This is a genomic window from Nocardioides caricicola, from assembly GCF_039541135.1.
Classification (GTDB): domain Bacteria; phylum Actinomycetota; class Actinomycetes; order Propionibacteriales; family Nocardioidaceae; genus Nocardioides; species Nocardioides caricicola.
The window spans coordinates 1-19,496 of record NZ_BAABFQ010000005.1 but is presented as its reverse complement, the minus strand read 5'-3'; the positions used below and the strand labels follow the sequence as shown (position 1 = coordinate 19,496).

Annotated in this window: 14 protein-coding genes and 1 tRNA gene; 11 read left to right on the top strand and 4 right to left on the bottom strand. The window is 72.0% G+C overall.

What is annotated here, in order from left to right; genetic code table 11:
* Window positions 1-21: 21 nt before the first annotated feature.
* The 8 genes from ABD875_RS08430 to ABD875_RS08395 all read left to right on the top strand — a co-directional run bounded on the left by ABD875_RS08430 (window position 22) and on the right by ABD875_RS08395 (window position 9,954).
* A complete protein-coding gene (locus ABD875_RS08430; protein WP_345173329.1) occupies window positions 22-1,017 on the top strand; it encodes an ABC transporter permease in 996 nt (331 codons plus the stop codon).
* A complete protein-coding gene (locus ABD875_RS08425; protein ID WP_345173326.1) occupies window positions 1,017-2,927 on the top strand; it encodes a dipeptide/oligopeptide/nickel ABC transporter permease/ATP-binding protein in 1,911 nt (636 codons plus the stop codon). The genes ABD875_RS08430 and ABD875_RS08425 overlap by 1 nt, the downstream gene beginning before the upstream one ends.
* On the top strand, window positions 2,924-3,658 hold the full coding sequence (locus ABD875_RS08420) for an ABC transporter ATP-binding protein (RefSeq protein ID WP_345173323.1): 735 nt from the start codon (window positions 2,924-2,926) through the stop codon (window positions 3,656-3,658). Before ABD875_RS08425 ends, ABD875_RS08420 begins: the two co-directional genes overlap by 4 nt.
* Window positions 3,658-5,031, top strand: coding sequence for a serine hydrolase domain-containing protein (locus ABD875_RS08415; protein ID WP_345173320.1), 1,374 nt, complete (start codon window positions 3,658-3,660; stop codon window positions 5,029-5,031). Before ABD875_RS08420 ends, ABD875_RS08415 begins: the two co-directional genes overlap by 1 nt.
* Window positions 5,031-6,173, top strand: a complete 1,143-nt coding sequence (locus tag ABD875_RS08410; protein ID WP_345173317.1) for a M20/M25/M40 family metallo-hydrolase — start codon at window positions 5,031-5,033, stop codon at window positions 6,171-6,173. The genes ABD875_RS08415 and ABD875_RS08410 overlap by 1 nt, the downstream gene beginning before the upstream one ends.
* Before the next feature lie 32 nt (window positions 6,174-6,205).
* Complete coding sequence (locus tag ABD875_RS08405) at window positions 6,206-7,102, top strand: GNAT family N-acetyltransferase (protein ID WP_345173314.1); 897 nt, start codon at window positions 6,206-6,208, stop codon at window positions 7,100-7,102.
* Entirely contained in the window at window positions 7,099-8,208 is a 1,110-nt protein-coding gene (menC, locus tag ABD875_RS08400) for an o-succinylbenzoate synthase (RefSeq protein WP_345173311.1), read from the top strand. Before ABD875_RS08405 ends, menC begins: the two co-directional genes overlap by 4 nt.
* Before the next feature lie 84 nt (window positions 8,209-8,292).
* A complete protein-coding gene (locus ABD875_RS08395; RefSeq protein ID WP_345173309.1) occupies window positions 8,293-9,954 on the top strand; it encodes a PucR family transcriptional regulator in 1,662 nt (553 codons plus the stop codon).
* Window positions 9,955-9,969: 15 nt separating this feature from the next.
* Here ABD875_RS08395 and ABD875_RS08390 read toward each other — a convergent pair whose 3' ends face one another.
* Entirely contained in the window at window positions 9,970-11,556 is a 1,587-nt protein-coding gene (locus tag ABD875_RS08390) for a hypothetical protein (protein ID WP_345173306.1), read from the bottom strand.
* 126 nt (window positions 11,557-11,682) lie between these two features.
* Between ABD875_RS08390 and ABD875_RS08385 the strand changes: the two genes are divergently transcribed.
* Window positions 11,683-11,759, top strand: a tRNA-Ile gene (locus ABD875_RS08385).
* 25 nt (window positions 11,760-11,784) lie between these two features.
* Here the strand turns inward: ABD875_RS08385 and ABD875_RS08380 are convergent.
* Genes ABD875_RS08380 through ABD875_RS08370 form a run of 3 tightly spaced genes read right to left on the bottom strand, consistent with a single transcriptional unit; the run spans window position 11,785 to window position 16,696 of the window.
* Window positions 11,785-11,994, bottom strand: coding sequence for a hypothetical protein (locus tag ABD875_RS08380; protein WP_345173304.1), 210 nt, complete (start codon window positions 11,992-11,994; stop codon window positions 11,785-11,787).
* Between the two features lie 37 nt (window positions 11,995-12,031).
* On the bottom strand, window positions 12,032-15,253 hold the full coding sequence (locus ABD875_RS08375) for a response regulator (protein WP_345173301.1): 3,222 nt from the start codon (window positions 15,251-15,253) through the stop codon (window positions 12,032-12,034).
* Window positions 15,254-15,292: 39 nt separating this feature from the next.
* On the bottom strand, window positions 15,293-16,696 hold the full coding sequence (locus tag ABD875_RS08370) for a serine/threonine-protein kinase (protein ID WP_345173299.1): 1,404 nt from the start codon (window positions 16,694-16,696) through the stop codon (window positions 15,293-15,295).
* Between the two features lie 88 nt (window positions 16,697-16,784).
* Between ABD875_RS08370 and tyrS the strand changes: the two genes are divergently transcribed.
* A complete protein-coding gene (gene tyrS, locus ABD875_RS08365; RefSeq protein ID WP_345173297.1) occupies window positions 16,785-18,056 on the top strand; it encodes a tyrosine--tRNA ligase in 1,272 nt (423 codons plus the stop codon).
* A gap of 4 nt (window positions 18,057-18,060) precedes the next feature.
* Window positions 18,061-19,122 carry an alpha-hydroxy acid oxidase gene (locus ABD875_RS08360; protein WP_345173294.1) on the top strand — a complete coding sequence of 354 codons (1,062 nt, stop codon included), beginning with the start codon at window positions 18,061-18,063 and terminating at the stop codon, window positions 19,120-19,122.
* Window positions 19,123-19,496: the final 374 nt, after the last annotated feature.

Here is a 19,496-nt window from a genome sequence, read left to right as displayed (position 1 = left end):
CTAGTGGATTCGGAGTAGCGCATGTCCTTGGCGAGCTCGGTCGCCCCGGCTCCACGGGTGGGCGTCACCGCTCACCCGTGGGTCCGGTTCGGGGTACGACGCCTCGGCCGCCTGCTGGTGTCCCTCTGGGTGCTGATCACCGCGTCGTTCCTGATGATCCACCTGATCCCGGGTGACCCGGTGCGGGCGGCCCTCGGGCCGACCGCACCGGCCGCCCTGGTCGCGGCGAAGCGCGAGGAGATGGGCCTCGACGACCCGATCCTGGTGCAGTACTGGCACTACCTGCAGAACCTGTTCACCGGCGACCTCGGCACGTCGATCACCTCGCAGCTGCCGGTCTCCGACATCGTCTCCCAGCGGCTCCCCGCGACCCTCCAGCTCGCGGTGCTCGCCTTCGTGGTCGCGGTCCTGGTCGCGGTTCCGCTCGGCGTCACGATGGGCGTGCTCACCCGGCGCGGCCACGGCCGCCGCACCGAGCTGGCCTTCACGACCACCAGCGTGATCATCGGCATCATCCCCGACTTCCTCATCGCGGTCGGCCTCGTCTACGTGTTCGGCGTCAACCTGGGCTGGCTCCCGGTGGCCGGCAACGACACCCCGTCGTCGTACGTCCTGCCGGTGCTGGCGCTGATGGTCGGCCCGGCCGCGATCCTGTCCAGGATCATCCGGGTCGAGATGGTCGCGGTGCTGGAGGCCGACTTCGTCCGCACCGCCCGCGCCAAGCGGATCCCGAACCGCTCGGTCTACCTCGGTCACGCCTTGCCGAACGCGCTCACCGCGTCGCTGACCCTGGGTGGGCTGATCCTCGGCTCGATGGTCGCCGGCACCGTCCTGGTCGAGAACGTCTTCGCCTGGCCCGGCCTGGGCAGCACGATCGTGTCGTCGATCCTGAACAAGGACTACCAGGTCGTGCAGGCCATCGTGATCGTGTACGGCGTCGCCGTCCTGCTCGTGAACACCGCCGTCGACGTGGCGCTCGCGCTGCTCGACCCCCGCTCGATGATCCGGGAGGACTGATGCGTCGCTGGATGCGCGTGCTGCGCACGCCGCTCGGGCTGACCGCGACCCTGCTCACCGTCGGTGTGCTGGTGATGGCTGTGATCGCGCCGATCCTGTGGACCGACGACGCCGACGCGATCGACACCAGCAACATCCTCGCCCCGCCGTCGAGCGAGCACTGGGCGGGCACGGACAACCTGGGTCGCGACATCTTCTACCGGACCCTGGTCGCGACCCGGCTCTCCGTCGAGCTGGCGCTGTCGGCGACGGTGATCGCGGTCGTCGTCGGCCTGGTCCTCGGGACGGCGTCGTTCCTGCTCGGCCGGCGCGCCGGCCGGTTCGTGAACGCCGGCATCAACATCGCCGTCGCGTTCCCGGGCATCCTCCTCGCACTCTTCTTCGCGGTGATCTTCGGCGTGGGGGCGACGGGTGCGGTGCTGGCGATCGGCATGGCGGGGGCGCCGGCGTTCGGCCGCCTCACCCAGACGCTGGTCGCCGGCATCGCCTCCCGTGACTTCGTCGCCGCGGCCCGCGTTGCCGGCGTCGGCCGGTTCCGCTCGCTGTTCCGCCACGTGCTGCCGAACATCGCCGAGCCGCTGGTCGTCAACGCCACCATCAGCGCCGGCAGCGCGCTGCTCGCGTTCGCGGGCCTGTCGTTCCTCGGCCTCGGCGTCCAGCAGCCCAAGTACGACTGGGGCCGGCTGCTGTACGACGGCATCAGCTCGATCTACGTGAACCCCTGGGCCGCGCTGGTGCCGGGCACCGCGGTGATCGTCGCCGGCCTGGCGTTCAACCTGTTCGGCGAGTCCGTCGCCAAGGCGCTGGGCGTCGGTGTGGTCGGCGGCATCCCGGAGCTCCCGTCGGTGTCGGCGCACCTCGAGGACGTGGCGCCGGTCGACGCGTCCCGCCGGCCGGCGGAGGACGTCGACGACGTCGTGCTCGACGTCCGCAACCTGCGGGTCACGTTCCCCGGCCCGCGCGGCCCGATCCGCCCGGTCCGCGGCATCTCGTTCGCCGTACGGCGTGGCGAAGCGGTCGGCGTCGTGGGGGAGTCGGGCTCCGGCAAGTCCCTGACCGCGCTCGCGGTCTCGCGGCTCGTGGACGACTCCGGCCGCGTCGAGGCCGACCGGCTCGACCTGCTCGGAACCGACCTGCGCGCCGCGGACTCCAAGGCCCAGCGCCAGCTGCTCGGCACCTCGATGGCCATGGTCTTCCAGGACCCGATGACGTCGTTCAACCCGACCCAGCGGATGGGTGGCCAGCTCGCCGAGTCGGCGCGCCACCACCAGGGGCTGAGCAAGAAGGACGCCCTCTCCCGGGCCGTCGACCGGCTCCGCTCCGTCCGCATCACCGAGCCCGAGAAGCGCGCGCACCAGTACCCGCACGAGTTCTCGGGCGGCATGCGCCAGCGCGCCATGATCGGCATGGGCCTGATGGGGACGCCGGCGCTGATCGTGGCCGACGAGCCGACCACCGCGCTCGACGTCACGGTCCAGCAGCAGGTGCTCGACCTGCTCGCGTCGATCCGTGAGGCCGACGACGTCGCGCTGATCCTGATCAGCCACGACGTCACGGTCGTCGGTGAGGTCTGCGACCGCGTGCTGGTGATGTACGCCGGCCGCATCGTCGAGGACCTCCCGGCAGGTGAGCTCTCCGCCGCCCAGCACCCGTACACGCGGGCGCTGATGGCCGCCGTCCCGGACATGCACACCGACCTCGACGAGCCGCTCGCGGTGATCCCGGGCCGGCCGGTCGACCCGTCCGACGTGCCCCAGGGCTGCGCGTACGCCGCCCGGTGCCCGCTGGCCTCGGCGCGCTGCCGCACCGAGGAGCCGGCCCTGGTGGACGGCGTCGCGTGCTGGCACGCCGGCGAGCCCATCGACATCGAGGTCGTGGACCGCGAGCTGGAGGAGGTGGAGGCCTCGTGAGCGAGCTCCGTTTCGACAACGTCACCGTCCGCTACGGCAGCACGACCGCCGTCGACGACGTCAGCCTGACCGTCCCGTCCGGCCAGGTGCTCGGGCTGGTGGGGGAGTCGGGCTCCGGCAAGTCCACCCTCGCCCGCGCCGCCGTCGGGCTCGCGCCGGTCGACTCCGGCACGATCCTGCTCGACGGCAAGCCGGTCCCGACCCGGGGTCGCCGCCGCCCGCTGCAGATGGTGTTCCAGGACCCGTACTCCTCTCTCGACCCGCGGATGAGCATCGGTGAGAGCGTCGCCGAGGCCATCCCGCCGGGCTCGTCCCGAGCGGAGCGTCGCGCCGAGGTCGAGCGGCTGCTCGAGCTCGTGCACCTCGACCCCGACCGCGTCGCGATGCGCCCGGCCGGGCTCTCCGGCGGTCAGCGCCAGCGGGTCGCGCTCGCCCGGGCGCTCGCCGGGAAGCCGGAGGTGATCGTCGCCGACGAGATCACCTCCGCCCTCGACGTCTCCATCCAGGGCGCGGTCCTCAACCTGGTGCGCGAGCTCCAGCGCGAGCTCGGCCTCACGATCCTCTTCATCTCCCACAACCTCGCCGTCGTCCGCTACGTGGCATCCCACGTCGCGGTGATGCACCACGGCCGGATCGTCGAGCAGGGCCCGACCGGGCAGGTGCTCTCCGAACCCGACCACGACTACACCCGCACTCTGCTCGCCGCCATACCCGGAAACAGGAGCATCTGATGGCCAAGAACACCCTCGACCTCGCCCACTGGCAGGAGCGCCTGGAGGTGCTCGCCGAGAAGCACAAGGTTCCCGGAGCGCAGCTCGGCATCCTCGCCGGCGACCAGATCGTCGAGGCGGCGTACGGCACGCTGAACAAGCGCACCGGCCAGCCGGCCACCCCAGAGTCTGTGTTCCAGATCGGCTCGATCAGCAAGGTCTGGACGGCGACCGTCGTCATGCAGCTGGTCGACGAGGGCAAGGTCGCGTTGGACACGCCGGTCGTGGAGGTGATCCCGGAGCTCCAGCTGTCCGACCCCGACGTCACCAAGCAGCTGACGATCTGGCACCTGCTCACGCACACCAGCGGCATCGACGGCGACGTCTTCACCGACACCGGCCGCGGCGACGACAACCTGGAGAAGTACACCGCGCTGCTCGCGGACGTCGCGCAGAACCACCCGCTGGGCGCCACCTGGTCCTACTGCAACTCGGGCTGGTCGCTGCTCGGCCGGGTGATCGAGAAGCTGACCGACAAGACGTGGGACCAGGCGATGAAGGACATGCTGTTCACGCCGCTCGGTCTCGACAGCACCTGCACGCTCGCCGAGGAGGCGATCCTGTTCGGCGCCGCCGTCGGCCACGTCGAGGCGAACGGCGAGCAGGTCCCCACGCCGGTCTGGGACCTGCCGCGCTCGACCGGCCCGGCCGGGCTGATCAAGTCGACGACGCGCGACGTCCTCGGCTTCGCGAAGCTGCACCTCTCCGGCGGGCTGGCGCCCGACGGCATCCGGGTCCTGTCGGCCGAGTCGGTCGAGGCGATGGCACAGCACCACGCCGACCTCCCGGACAAGTACATCCTCGGCGACTCCTGGGGCCTGGGCTGGATCCGCTTCGGCTGGAACGGCACGCGGCTCATCGGCCACGACGGCAACACCCTGGGGCAGGCCGGCTTCCTGCGCATCGCACCCGACCAGGGCGTCGCGGTCGCCCTGCTCTGCAACGGGGGCAACACCCGCGACCTCTACCAGGACCTCTACCGCGAGATCTTCTGGGAGGTCGCCGGCATCGAGATGTCCACGCCGTTCGCCCCGCCGGCCGAGCCCGTCGAGGTCGACGTGACGCCGTACCTCGGCACCTACGCGCGCTCGTCGGTGCGCATGGAGGTGCTCGCCGGCGACGAGGGACCCGTGCTGCGGACCACGGTCCTCGGCCCGCTCGCCGAGATGGTCCCCGACCCGGTCGACGAGTACCCGATGGTCCCCGTCGGACCTGCGCTGTTCGCGGTGAAGCCGCCGGAGGCGGAGACCTGGGCGCCCGTCACGTTCTACGAGCTGCCGACCGGCGAGCGCTACGTGCACTTCGGCGTGCGCGCGACTCCACGGGTGGACTGATGGACCTGACCCTGCTGCTCGCCGACCTGCGCGAGCTGGTCGAGTGCGAGTCGCCGTCGTCCGACCACGCTGCGGTGGCGCGCTCCGCCGAGGTCGTGGCCCGGATCGGCGCCGCCCGGCTCGGTGCCGAGCCGGAGCGGATCGTCCTCGACGGCGTCACGCACCTGCGGTGGCGGCTCGGGCACGGGCCCGCCCGGGTCCTGGTGCTCGGCCACCACGACACGGTGTGGCCGCTGGGCTCGCTGGAGACGCACCCGTTCTCCGTCGACGGCGGCGTGCTGCGGGGACCGGGCTGCTTCGACATGAAGGCCGGCCTGGTGATGGCGTTCCACGCGATCGCCTCGCTGGAGAGCGCGGACGGCGTCACGATCCTGGTCACCGGTGACGAGGAGCTCGGCTCGCCGACCTCGCGCGGGCTGATCGAGGACGAGGCTCGCGGCCTGGAGGCCGCGCTGGTGCTCGAGGCGTCCGCCGGCGGCGGGCTGCTCAAGACCGAGCGCAAGGGCGTCTCCCTGTACGACGTACGGCTCGTCGGCCGCGCCGCGCACGCCGGGCTGGATCCCGAGCTCGGCGTCAACGCGACCGTCGAGCTCGCCCACCAGGTGCTGGACGTCGCGGCGCTCGGCCGGCACGACCTCGGCACCACCGTGACCCCGACCGCCTCGGGCACCGGCACCACCACCAACACCGTGCCGGCCTCCGGCTCGTTCGCGGTCGACGTGCGCGTGCGCAGCATCGCCGAGCAGGACCGGGTGGATGCGGCGATGCGGTCGCTGCGCCCGGTGCTCCCGGGCGCCGAGGTCGAGATCCACGGCGGGCCCAACCGTCCGCCGTTGGAGGCCGCGGCCTCGGCCGCGCTGTACGAGCGGGTCGGCCGCCTCGCCGTGCGCCTCGGTCAGGAGGTACCGGGCTCCGCGGCCGTCGGTGGCGCGTCGGACGGCAACTTCACCGCCGGCGTCGGCACCCCGACGCTGGACGGTCTCGGCGCCGTCGGCGGCGGCGCCCACGCCGCGACCGAGCACGTCCTCGTCGAGGAGCTCCCGGGCCGCACGCTGCTGCTCGCGGCGCTCGTCGCCGACCTGCTGGCCGACCCGTTGCCGGGGACGAACACCCCGCAGCCGACTGGTGCGCACCGACCATGACGGGCCGTGAGATCCGCACCAGCATGGGTGTCGTGAGCAACCTGACCAGCACGCGCCTCGACGGCGACCTGGACCGCGCCGTCCAGGCCGCCGACGCCGCCGCGCTCGCGGCCGGCGTCTCGGTGCGCGAGGTCACCGACCTGGCCGAGCTGAACGCCGTGGTCCACCTCTACGCGACGATCTGGGGTCGCGGCGGCAACCCGCCGGTCAGCATCGAGCTGCTGCGCGCGTTCTCCAAGGCCGGCAACTACGTCGGCGGTGCGTTCGACGAGGACGGCACCATGGTCGGTGCGTGCGTCGGGTTCTTCCACGCTCCGTCCGAGGACGCGCTGCACAGCCACATCGCGGGCGTCTCGTCGCGCGGGATGGGCCGCCACGTCGGGTTCGCGCTCAAGCTCCACCAGCGCGCGTGGGCGCTGCTGCGGGGCGTCTCGGAGATCGCCTGGACCTTCGACCCGCTGGTCAGCCGCAACGCCTACTTCAACATCGTGAAGCTCGGCGCGCGTCCGGCGGAGTACCTGCCGAACTTCTACGGCCCGATGCTCGACTCCATCAACGGTGACGACGACTCGGACCGGCTGCTGATCAAGTGGCGGCTGCTGGACCCCGCGGTCGTCCTGGCCTGCGACGGCGGCGGCACCGCGGCGCACGTCGCCGACGAGCTGGCCGCCGGGGGAGCCGTCGCGCTCGGTGCCTCGGCCGACGGCCGGCCGGTGCCCGGGCGCCTGGACGCCGCCACCTCGCTCGTCGCCGTGCCGCCCGACATCGCGGCGCTGCGCCTCTCCGACCCCGCGCTCGCCCAGCAGTGGCGCATCGCGGTCCGCGACGTCCTCGCCGAGCTGGTCGCCGACGGCGCCCGGATCAGCGGGTTCGACCGCGACGGTTGGTACGTCGTCCGCCGGACCCCTGTGAGTGGAGTGCCTTCATGAAGTTGACCGGAGTCGAGCTCCGCCGCGTGTCGATGCCGCTGGTGTCGCCGTTCCGCACGTCGTTCGGGACCCAGACCGCCCGCGAGCTGATGCTGCTGCGCATCGTCACCGACGAGGCCGAGGGCTGGGGCGAGTGCGTCGCGATGGCCGACCCGTTGTACTCCTCGGAGTACAACGACGCCGCAGCCGACGTGCTGCGCCGCTTCCTCGTGCCGGCGCTGGCCGCCGCGGGTCCGATCGACGCGAACGCCGTCGCCCAGGTACTGCACCCGTTCAAGGGCCACCGGATGGCCAAGTCCGCGCTCGAGATGGGCGTCCTCGACGCCGAGCTGCGCACCCAGGGCCGTTCGTTCGCCCGCGAGCTGGGCGCGGTGCACGACCGGGTCCCGTGCGGCGTCTCGGTCGGGATCATGGACAGCATCCCGGCGCTGCTCGACGCGGTCGGGGGCTACCTCGACGAGGGCTACGTCCGGATCAAGCTCAAGATCGAGCCCGGCTGGGACGTCGAGCCGGTCCGCGCGGTCCGGGAGACGTACGGCGACGACGTGCTGCTCCAGGTGGACGCGAACACGGCGTACACGCTCGCCGACGCGCGGCACCTCGCCAAGCTCGACCCCTTCGACCTCCTGCTGATCGAGCAGCCGCTCGAGGAGGAGGACGTGCTCGGTCACGCCGACCTCGCGAAGCTGATCAGCACGCCGGTCTGCCTGGACGAGTCGATCGTCTCGGCGCAGGCGGCGGCGGCCGCCATCCGGCTCGGCGCGACCTCGATCGTGAACATCAAGCCCGGGCGCGTCGGTGGCTACCTCGAGGCACGCAGGATCCACGACGTGTGTGTCGCGAACGGCGTCCCGGTGTGGTGCGGCGGCATGCTGGAGACCGGCCTCGGGCGGGCCGCCAACGTCGCGCTCGCGGCCCTGCCGGGCTTCACGCTGCCGGGCGACACGTCGGGCTCGGGCCGGTACTACCAGGAGGACATCACCGAGCCGTTCGTGGTCGTCGACGGGCACCTGTCGGTGCCGACCGGCGCCGGCCTCGGCGTGCTGCCGGACCCGGACCGGCTCGCCGCGGTCACCACCTCCTCGGAGTGGCTGCCCCTCGCGTAGACGCTGTCGTGCGGCACGAACGCCGGTCCTGAACTGGTCGTGCGGGACGAAGTAGGCTGGCGACGTCCCGCCTACCGTCGGAGCGTGCTGACCACCATGACCCAGGCCCCGAACTCGCGGCCGCGCGCCAGCCTCGGCCGGGTCCTCGACGACCTCGGGGCCACCCTGCTCGACCTGGTGCACGGTGACCCCGACCGGGTCGAGGACATCGGTGGCGTGGTCATCCACGATCCCGTCGACGCGCCCGTGCTGCCGCGGGACGCGCTGGTCCTCGGCGTGGGCGTCGACGACCCCGAGCGGGTCGTCGAGCTGCTCGTGGAGCTCGGCCAGCAGCACGCCGCCGGTCTGGTGCTGCGCGCGCCGGTCCCGCTGACCCCGGAGGTCCGCGCCGCCGCCGACCACGCCCGGGTGGCGCTGCTGGGGCTGAGCCGCGGGGCGCCGTGGGCGCACCTGGCCGCGATGCTGCGCTCGCTGCTCGCGGAGGGCGACGTCGGTGTGGCCGAGCCGGAGTCCCTGGGCGGGCTGCCCTCGGGGGACCTGTTCGCGGTCGCGAACGCGATCGCCTCGCTGCTGGACGCCCCGATCACGATCGAGGACCGCAGCTCGCGGGTGCTCGCCTTCTCCGGCCGCCAGGACGAGGCCGACCCGTCGCGGGTCGAGACGATCCTGGGCCGGCAGGTGCCGGAGCGGTACTCCCGGATCCTCAACGAGCGTGGGGTGTTCCGTGACCTCCACCGCACCGACCGCCCGATCTTCATCGAGCCGGCTGGCGAGGGGACCGACGCGTTCTCGATGCCGCGGGTCGCGGTCGCCGTCCGCGCCGGTGACGAGGTGCTCGGCTCCATCTGGGCCGCCGTTCCGGGCCCGCTCAGCGACGAGCGGACCGAGGCGCTGTGCGACGCCGCGAAGCTGGTCGCCCTGCACCTGCTCCGGGTCCGCGCCGGCGCCGACGTCCAGCGCCGGCTCCGAGCCGACCTGCTGAGCTCCGCGCTCGAGGGAGGCGCCGGAGGACGCGAGGCGCTCGAGCGCCTCGGCCTCGCCGGGCAGCCGCTGCTGGTCTTCGGCGTGGTGGTCTCCGACGCGGACGACGAGAGCGGTGACGGCGCCGCGTCCGAGCACGAGCGGCAGCGGCTCAGCGACGCGTTCGCCATGCACCTCAGTGCGGTCCACCCACGGTCGGCGGCCGCGCTGGTCGGCGGTGTCACCTACGGCCTGGTGCCGGTCAGCGGTCCCGCCGAGGACGGCGAGGAGCGCGCGGTCCGCATCGCCCACGACTTCCTCGACCGGGTGGGGGACCGGCACCGGCCGGTGCTCGGGATCGGCCCGGTCGCCCACGACCTCGCCGGACTGGCGTTCTCGCGGGCCAGCGCGGACCGCGCGCTGCGGGTGCTGCGCGGCGGCCGCGGCGAGCGCCGGGTCGCGCGTCTCTCCGACATCCAGGTCGAGGCGATGATGCTCGAGCTGCGCGACATGGTCGCCGCCCGCGGCGACAAGCCGACCGGCGCGCTGGCCAAGCTGATGGAGTACGACCGCCAGCACAACAGCTTCCTCGTGCAGACCCTCCAGGCCTGGCTGGACGCGTTCGGCGACGTGATCGCGGCCGCCGAGGCGCTCTACGTCCACCCGAACACGTTCCGCTACCGGCTGCGCCGGGTCGCCGAGGTCGGCGAGATCAACCTCGGGGACCCCGAGGCGCGCTTCGTCGCGATGCTGCAGCTGCGGGTGCTGGCGCCGCCGACCGCCTAGCCGAGTCGGCTGCTCTCAGCAGCCGGCGTCGTACGAGCTCTTCTTGAGCGGGGCGCCCTTGGTGACCTGCTTGCCGCGGTCCAGCGACCAGCCGCGCTCCCAGTCGGAGAGCAGCTGGGTGTGGTTCATCTCCTGGGTGCCCTTGCCGACCAGGCTGAGGCGCAGGGTCATCGGGACCCGCGGGACAGCCGTGCGCGAGCGGACCACGCCGACGGTCTTGCCGTCGACGAACCAGGTGATGTGCCGCTTGCCGAGCTCGATGCCGATGGCGGCGGAGCGGGTGCCGATGTCGATCCCGCGGGTGGCCTTCCACTGCAGGCCCTGGGCGGTGCGGACGCCGATGTCGAGCGTCTTGCCGCCGGCGTCGATGTCGGCGACCGTGATGTTGCGGGTGCCGCAGCGGTAGTCGCTCGCGCGGTCGGGGACCAGCTCGAGCACCGCGTGGTAGTCGTCCGCCCCGGTCTCGAACCGCTTGATGCGGAACGCCGTCTCCCAGCGGCCGTACGTCGCCGGATTCCCGTGGAGCGTGGCGCGGGTGGTGCCGTAGTCACCGTCTCCCCGGAAGTTGCGGCCGCTGTCGAGCACGATCTGGCCGTTGAGCTTGGCGGTCCGCCCCGTGCCGTCGGACGCGTCGAGCCACCAGCCCCGACGGTCGGTGCCGCGGGCGGGCTTGCTGGTCAGCGACTCGCCGTAGGCCCAGGCGAAGTCCCACAGCGAGACGCCCCACTTGTTGATCTTCGCCGCGGTCTGGCCGCCGCGGGTCGTCGGCGCCTGGCCGTCGCGACCGACGGGGTGCGACGGAGCGGTGTCGATCCGGGGCCGCCCGGCGTCGGGGTCCAGCGGGTCGACGACGCGGATCGTGAACGGGAACGACGGGTACCAGCCGATCCGGTCGCCGCCGAGGTTCCAGTCCTCCTCGCGGACCCGGTAGGTGACCGGGCCCGGCTCGGTGACCGTCTGCAGGAACGTGCCGTTGCCGAGCAGGCCGGTGACCGACGTGGCCAGGGTCTCCCAGGCATCGCCGTTCACGCGGCGCTGCAGGGTGAGCTTGCGACCGGGCAGGGGCGGGGGCGGGAGGTCGGGCCTGCCGACGAGGGTGGGCGTGGTGTCGACGAGGATCGTGAACGGGACACCCATCAGGACCTCGTTCGGGTCCAGTCCGGGCAGCTTCGGCGTCGCCAGCGTGAGGTCCTGCGCCTTCGGCTCGAACCGCCAGGACGAGGTGACGGCGCCCGGGGCGGCCACGCGCATGGAGATGTCGATCATCGACGGCGCCGGGTAGGTGAACCTGAACGAGCCGTCGGACTTGGTCTTGGCGCGGAAGCCCTCGATGACACCCCAGGTGTCGCCGATCCGGCCCATGTTCTGCTCGAGGTGGATGGTGCGCACGCCGTTGACGCCGAGGTCGCCCTCGAACGTCAGCTGCTGCCCCGCGACGTACGACGAGCCGGGGGTCACCAGGAGGTCGCCGAGCCCCCGCTGTGCCCGTCGGTCCTCGGCAGCGGCGCCGCCGGGCGCGGTCGTCGCCAGCATCGTGCCGACCAGCGCGGCGCAGGCCGTCAGACCGACGGCCAGGCGCGATCGGGTCCCTCGCGTCCCCACTCTGGCGAGGGTAGGTGCGAGGAGGGGACGTCGTCTCAGGAACGGCAGCAGAGGGCTCATCGACCCCCCGATCGGCCACCTCGGTCTGGACCTGAGCGTCCTCTCAGTAGGCTCGGGCGCGCACGAGGGGCGGTAGCTCAGTCGGTCAGAGCAGAGGACTCATAATCCTTGGGTCGTGGGTTCGAGCCCCACCCGCCCCACCAGCGTTCGCGCGCCGGTCCGCCGGGCCTACTTCGACGGCTCGGGCACGTTCACCTCGCAGTCGACCTTCGGGTTCGCGCCGACGTAGTTGAGCGGGCCGGCCAGGATCGTCAGCACGGTGTCGCCTGCGGTCTTGCAGTTCACGTCGCGGTCGTCGCCGAAGTAGCCGCGCTGGTAGGCAGCGGCCGCACCGATCACGAGCCAGGCGATGACGATGATCGCGAGGATGCTCTTCATGCCGGGATCCTTACCCCGCATCGGGGGCGGAGGAACCTCAGCCCGGTGAGCCGGACGAGTACGTCTCCTGGTAGGCCCGCAGGGACTCACGTCCCAGCTCGAGCTCGGACTCGAGCTGGTCGAGCAGCGCCGCGGTGCCCTCCGTCGTGCCGGTGTCGGCGATCAGCTCGATCTCCTGGGCGGTCCGTCCGGCGTCCTGGACGCCGAGGTTGAGCGCGCCACCGGCGAGCTTGTGGACGACCTGCTTGAGCGTCTCGGCATCCCCGGACGCGGCGGCGGCGCGGATCGACTCGAGGGTGCCGGGCGTGTTGGCGAGGAAGTTGCCGATCGCCCGGTCGAGGTAGGTCGTGTTGCCGGGGTCGAGGTCGCGCAGCTCGTCGAGCCGCTCCAGGGCCAGGCGCGCCAGCCGCTCGTCGCCGCTGTTGGGGGTGTCCACAGTCATCACGCTACGGGTTCCTTCGGTGGTTTCGTCGCCGATCCAGTGCGAGACCATCGCGGCCAGCGCACCGGGGTTGACCGGTTTGGTCAGGAAGTCGTCCATGCCCGCCGCCAGGCAGCGGTCACGCTCACCCTCGACGGCGGCCGCGGTCATCGCGATCACCGGAAGGCGTACGTCGTCGGTCTCCCGCGCCCGGATCGCCTCGGTGGTGGCGTACCCGTCCAGGCGCGGCATCTGCACGTCCATCAGCACGACGTCGAAGCTCTCCTCCTCCAGGATCTCCAACGCCTCGACGCCGTCGTCCGCGGTCGTCGCGTCGTACCCCATCGCCTCGAGGAGCCCGACCGCGACCAGCTGGTTGACCGGGTTGTCCTCGACGACCAGCACCCGCCCGGCCACGTCGGGCTCCGCGGCCGCCGGCCGCACCGCCGCGCGCGGCTCGACCCCGGCGACGTGGCGCAGGAGCACGCCGCGCAGGTCGCCGGAGAGCACCGGCTTCGTGACGCACGCGGCGACGCCCGCCGCGCGGAGGGTCTCGGCGTCGGGCACGGTCGCCGAGGTCAGCATCACCAGGGTCAGGCCGTCGTACGCCGGCTGCGCGTGCAACGTCCGCGCGAGTTGGAGGCCGTCTCGGTAGGGCATGGACATGTCGAGCAGGACGGCGTCGAACGGGTCGCCGGCGGCGGTCGCGGCGAGCAGGGCGCCCTCGGCCGCGTCGGCGCTCGCGACCGCCTCCGAGCGCACGCCCCACCACGCCAGCTGCTCCTGCAAGGTCAGGCGGTTGTGCTCGTTGTCGTCGACCACGAGCAGTCGACGCCCGGCGAGATGCTGACGGGCGTGCTCGTCGTCCGGGTCGGTGGCCACCCCGGACGGCGCGTCGAAGCAGGCGGTGAACCAGAAGACGCTGCCGCCGGCGGGGTTCGGCTCGAGGCCGATCTCGCCGCCGAGGGCCTCGACGATCTCACGGCAGATCGCCAGCCCGAGGCCGGTGCCGCCGTACTTGCGCGTCGTCGAGGCATCGGCCTGGGTGAACGCCTGGAACAGCAGGTCGACGTCGACCTCGGGCACGCCCACGCCGGTGTCGGCGACGCTCACGTGCAGGCGGGTGCGGCCGTCCTCGACCCGGTCGGCCGTGGCGCGGATGAAGACCTCGCCCTCCGGGGTGAACTTCACGGCGTTCGAGCCGAGGTTGGTGATCACCTGGGCCAGTCGCGTCGGGTCCCCGGCGAGCATCTCGGGCACGTCGGGGTGGCAGGAGACGATCAGCTCGATGTCCTTGGCGCGGGCGGCCTCGGCGAGCACGCTCGCGACCTGGTCGAACACCGGCCGAATCTCGAAGTCCAGCCGCTCCAGCTCGAGCTTCCCGGCCTCGATCTTGGAGAAGTCGAGGACGTCGTTGATGAGGCTCAGCAGGGCGCGGCTGGCGACCTGCACCCCGGAGGCGAGGCGGTACTGGTCGGGGTCGAGGTCGCTGCGCAGGAGCAGGTCGTTGAGGCCGATCACGCCGTTGAGCGGCGTGCGGATCTCGTGGCTCATGGTCGCGAGGAACTCCGACTTCTGCCGCGACGCCTCCATCGCTCCGTCGCGGGCGTCCGCGAGCTCGCGCTGCGCCTGTTCGCGCTCGGCGACCCGGCCGAGCTGGACGGCGACCTGGCGCACCATCGTCTCGATCAGCTCGTAGCGGTACAGCGGGGGAGCGGAGGTGATCGTGCAGACCCCGTAGATCCGGCCGGCGTAGGTGACCGGGAACGCGATCGTGAGCTTGTCGTCGTCCCAGACCAGGTCACCGGTGCGGTAGGCGTGTTCGGCGAGCGCGTGCTCCCGCGCGGTCTCCTCCGGCGTCTCCAGGTCCTCGGCCCGGTCGGTCTCGGTCGTGTAGAGGGCCACGACGCCGTCGTGCGAGTCGTTCGGCACGAAGCCGCGCGCACGCCTCCAGTCGTCGTGGACCAGCGCGAGGTCGCGGGCGGCGCTCAACACCTCCTTCAGGGTGGTCGCCTCGTTCGCCGCGCTGGCGATCGCCTGCAGCAGCGCGTTCTGCCGGACCTGGTCCTCGAGGGCGAGGTCCGCGAGCTTCGTCTCGGTGATGTCCTGGTGGGTCCCGGACAGGCTCACGACCCGCCCGGTCTCGTCGGTCTGGCACTCCCCGCGGATCCGGGTCCAGACCCAGGTGCCGCTCGTGGTCAGGATCCGGCCCGCCACCTTGAACTCGCGCGCGCCGGCGATCGCCTCGCGCACGACCGTGTCGATCGTCGAGCGGTCGTCCTCGTGCACGAGCTCCAGGAACTCGCCGTACGTCACCGGGAACGACTCCGGGCCGAGCCCGTAGAGCGCCATCAGCCCCTTGGATCCCCAGATCCGGTCGAGGTCGAGCTCCCACTCCCAGCTGCCGATGCGCGCGATCCGCTGCGCCTCGTCGAGCCGGCGCCGGGCGCTGGTCAGGTTGTCGAGGTTGGCCCTCCGGTCGCTGTAGTCGCTGAGCCGGTTGAGGATGCCGATGAACTCACCGTCCGGACCGCGCAGCTCGCTCTCGCTGATGAGCACCCACACGATCGAGCCGTCGCGGCGCACGAACTGGGTCTCGACGTCGCCCTCGTTGATCCGGCCCTCCCGCAGGTCGGCGAGGTGCGCGGCGAAGTGGACCTTGCCGGCGTCGTCGAGGGAGTCGAAGACCGTGAGGTGCTTCATCTCCTCCTCGTCGTCGACCCCGAAGAGGCGGCGCAGGGCGGGGTTGGCGTAGATGGTGCGACCGTCGTGGTCGTAGACCCACATCGCGTCCGGGGACTTCTCGACGATGTCCCGGTACAGAGCAGCCAGCTCCATGGAACAACCCTCCCGCCCCCACGATAATTTGCCCGGCCGTCAGGCCTCGTCGGAGATGAGGTACGCCCCGTCGGTGCCCTCGAGCTGGAGCGTGACCTCGTCGGTCGTGGAGGATCCGTCGTCGCGCACGTACTCCACGGTGTACGTGACTTGCCTGGTGTCCGGATCGGCATTTACGGACAAAACCTGAGCGTTTTTGATGGTCCGCCAGAAGCCCTGGTAGCCGCCGTAGTTGCCGCTCGCCGCCTGGAACTCCGGCGTCAGCTCCTCGAAGGCCGCCCTGGTGTCCGAGGTCACCATCGCGAGGTAGTCGCGGATGAACTGCTCCATGCCGGCCGCCGTGACCTCCGGGGCCGGCTCCGACGAGGCCGAGGTGGAGGGGCCGGACGGCGACCGGTCCTGGCTCGGCGAGTTCCGGGGGTCGGCCGCCGGCTCGCCGTCGTCACCCCGCCCGATGTCGTACGCGAGCCAGCCGAGAAGGGCGACGAGGACCACGGCGCCGACGACCAGGACGACCGGCAGCGCACGGCGCGGCTGGTCCGGCCCCGCCGGGTCCGCCGGTGCGACCGGTGCGACCGGCCCGACGGGATCCGCGGCGACGGGTGCGACCGGCGCCAGCAGCTCGGTCGGCTCCGGGTCCGGTCGCGGTTCCGGCGCGACCGGCCCGGTCGCGAGGAAGTCCCGGACCTGCGCCATCGACCAGCGCCCCTCCGGCTCCCGACACATCGTCGCGTCCAGCAGCGGCGCCAGCCAGCCGGCGGTGCTCAGCCGCGGCGGCTCCTCGTGCACGATCCGGTACATCGCGCCGAGCACGTTCCCACCGACCTCGTACGGCGGGTGGCCGGACAGCGCGTGGAACAGGGTGGCGCCGAGCGACCAGACGTCGCTGGCGTCGGTCGCGAACTGGCCCGACGCGACCTCGGGGGAGAGGTACGCCGGAGATCCGGTCACCAGCCCGGTCTGGGTCAGTGACGCGTCCGCCTCCGCGCGGGCGATCCCGAAGTCGGACAGCTTCACCTGCCCCGCAGGACTGACCAGGATGTTCGACGGCTTCACGTCACGGTGCACGATCCCGGCCGCATGGGCGGCCGCGAGAGCGTCGGCGACCTGCAGCAGGATCGCCGACGCCCGGTCCGGCGCCAGCGGGCCGCGGTCCCGCACGAGCCCGGCCAGCGTGCTGCCCTCGACGTACTCCATGACGAGCCACTGCTCGGTCCCCTCGGTGACCAGGTCGTAGACCGCCACCACGTGGGGATGGTTGAGGCGGGCGGCGAGCCGGGCCTCCCGCTCGGCGCGCTCGAGGTCGGGAGTGCTGGCGCCCGGCGTCATGCCGACCTGCTTGAGCGCGACCTCGCGACCGAGCACCTGGTCGTGGCCGAGCCAGACGGCTCCCATCCCGCCACGCCCGATCTCCCGGTCGAGCGTGTACCTCTCTCCGATCACTTCTCGTCTCTTCCCACAATCCGCTGCGCCTAGTCCGTGACCACCATGGCAGGCTTGGTCTCGCTCATCCGTACCCGAAAGGCACAACGTGACCGTCGACCCCACCCTCCTCGACGACCTCGAGTGGCGCGGCCTCATCGCGCACTCGACGGACCTCGACGCGCTGCGCGAGGCGCTGGCTGGGGGGAGCGTCCGGTTCTATGTGGGCTTCGACCCGACCGCGCCCAGCCTGCACATGGGCAACCTGGTCCAGATCCTCACGGCCAAGCGGCTGCAGAACGCCGGCCACACGCCGTACGCCCTGGTGGGTGGCGCGACCGGCATGATCGGTGACCCGAAGGACTCGGGGGAGCGCAGCCTCAACACCCTCGACACCGTCAAGGACTGGGTCGAGCGGGTACGCCGCCAGATCGAGCCGTTCCTGTCCTTCGAGGGCGAGAACGCCGCGACCATGGTCAACAACTACGACTGGACCGCCAGCCTGTCGACGATCGACTTCCTGCGCGACATCGGCAAGCACTTCCCGGTCAACCGGATGCTCGCGCGCGACGTGGTGAAGAGCCGCCTCGAGGCCGGCATCAGCTACACCGAGTTCAGCTACGTGCTGCTGCAGTCGATGGACTTCCTCAACCTCTACCGCGACCACGGCGTCACGCTGCAGTTCGGCGGCTCCGACCAGTGGGGCAACCTCACCGGCGGCGTCGAGCTGATCCGGCGCTCGGACGGCGGCAAGGCGCACGCGTTCGCCACCCCGCTGGTCACCAAGACCGACGGCACCAAGTACGGCAAGACCGAGGGAGGGGCCTTGTGGCTCGACCCCGAGATGATGTCGCCGTACGCCTTCTTCCAGTTCTGGCTGAACGTCGAGGACGAGAAGGTCGGCGAGCTGCTGCGCATCTTCACGTTCCTCAGCCGCGAGGAGATCGAGGAGCTCGAGGCGCAGCACGCCGAGAAACCGTTCCTCCGGGCTGGCCAGCGTGCCCTCGCCGAGCAGGTGACCACGCTCGTGCACGGCGCGGAGGAGACCGAGCGCATCAAGGAGGCCTCCGCGGCCCTGTTCGGCGGCGGCGACCTGACCGGGCTGAGCACCGCGACGCTCGGCGCCGCGCTGCGCGAGGCCGGCTCGACCGTCGTCGACGGCGACGAGGACCTCCCGAGCGTCGTCGACCTCCTGGTCGCGACCGGCCTGGCGAAGAGCAAGGGCGAGGCGCGGCGCACGGTCGCCGAAGGCGGCGCCTACCTCAACAACGTGCGGGTCGAGGACCCCGAGCAGGTGCCCACCGAGGATGACCTGATCGGTGGCTCCTGGCTCGTGCTGCGCCGCGGCAAGAAGAACTTCGCGGGCGTCGAGGTCCGCTGACTCGATGAGCGGGGCCGACGCACGCTGGCTGGACTCCCTCGAGGAGCGGGCGCGCGGCGTCCTGCCCGCCCCGGTCCTCGAGTACCTCGTCCAGGGTGCGCGTGACTCGGTGAGCACCGGCGAGGCGACGGCCGCCTGGCGCTCGGTCCGGTTCCGGCCTCGCGTCCTGCACGACGTCACCCACGTCGACCTCTCGCTGGACCTCCTCGGCCGCACCGTCGAGGTCCCCTGGGGCATCGCGCCCACCACCCTGCAGCGCGCGGTCCATCCCGACGGCGAGGTGGCCATGGCCCGGGCGGTTGCGGATGCCGGCACCGTCATGGTCGTCTCGAGCAACGCGGGCACGCCCTTCTCGGAGATCGCCGAGACCGGCGCCCACTGGTGGCTGCAGGTCTACCTCCCCGCGGACCGCACCCTGGCCGAGCCCCTGCTGGAGCGCGCTGTCGCGGCCGGTGCGGGCGCCGTCGTCCTCACCGTCGACACCCCCGTCGTCGGCACGAAGTACGCCACCCCCGGCACCGACGTCGTGTGGGACACCGTCGACCCCGCGCTGCTCCGTGTGAACTTCGATCCCGGGTACGACGCCCAGCCCGGCGCCGAGAAGGCGCTCGACCTCGGCCCGCACGACATCGGCTGGCTCGCCGACCGCACCGGCCTGCCGGTGGTGGTGAAGGGGGTGCTCCGCTCGGAGGACGCCCTGCGCGCGGTGCAGGCCGGCGCGGCCGCGGTGTGGGTCTCGAACCACGGCGGCCGCCAGCTCGACCGCGCCGCGAGCACGGCGTCGTGCCTGCCGTCGGTCGCCGCCGCCGTCGGCGACCGGGCTCAGGTGTACGTCGACGGGGGAGTGCGCTCGGGTCTCGACGTCCTGGCCGCGCTGGCGCTCGGCGCCGACGCCGTCTTCTTCGGCCGGTCACCCTTGCTCGCGCTCGTGGACGGCGCCCCGGGCGTGACGCGCTGGCACGGCGCGCTGCTCGCCCAGACCGTCGAGGCGCTGCGGCTGGCCGGGTGCCGGACCGCCGCCGACACGCGTGGGCTCACCGCCGTGTCGCAGGCAAACCGCCTCTGACCTGCGCAAACGCTGTTGTGGCCGGGGTCACGTTTAGTCGATTTGAACTCTGCGCCCCAGTCCCATAATGTTCTCCGAGTCGCCAGGGAGCGGCGGGAGGCAAGACCGCGAGGTCGGGCCACCGGCCCCAGGCAGACCACCTCTCGGCACGTCATCTCCCCGATCCATGTGTGTGCGCAACAGCGGCCACAGAAATCGGCGGAACTTTTGTCGTGCCGAGAACCGGACGAAAAGCCCCGGGTTTGCACCGGGAAATGGAATCCGCTAAGTTTGACCAGTCGCCGCAGAAAAGGGCCGAAAAGCCCGGATCACGGTGTGCGTCTGATTCTTGAGAACTCAACAGTGTGTCATAGTCGACGAATTAGTTTGTAATG

Bases quoted from the DNA above. Each gene is read 5' to 3' on its own strand.
- ABD875_RS08430 (WP_345173329.1), top strand. From the start codon at position 22: ATGTCCTTGGCGAGCTCGGTCGCCCCGGCTCCACGGGTGGGCGTCACC.
- ABD875_RS08425 (WP_345173326.1), top strand. From the start codon at position 1,017: ATGCGTCGCTGGATGCGCGTGCTGCGCACGCCGCTCGGGCTGACCGCG.
- ABD875_RS08415 (WP_345173320.1), top strand. From the start codon at position 3,658: ATGGCCAAGAACACCCTCGACCTCGCCCACTGGCAGGAGCGCCTGGAG.
- ABD875_RS08410 (WP_345173317.1), top strand. From the start codon at position 5,031: ATGGACCTGACCCTGCTGCTCGCCGACCTGCGCGAGCTGGTCGAGTGC.
- menC (WP_345173311.1), top strand. From the start codon at position 7,099: ATGAAGTTGACCGGAGTCGAGCTCCGCCGCGTGTCGATGCCGCTGGTG.
- ABD875_RS08380 (WP_345173304.1), bottom strand. From the start codon at position 11,994: ATGAAGAGCATCCTCGCGATCATCGTCATCGCCTGGCTCGTGATCGGT.
- ABD875_RS08375 (WP_345173301.1), bottom strand. From the start codon at position 15,253: ATGGAGCTGGCTGCTCTGTACCGGGACATCGTCGAGAAGTCCCCGGAC.
- ABD875_RS08360 (WP_345173294.1), top strand. From the start codon at position 18,061: ATGAGCGGGGCCGACGCACGCTGGCTGGACTCCCTCGAGGAGCGGGCG.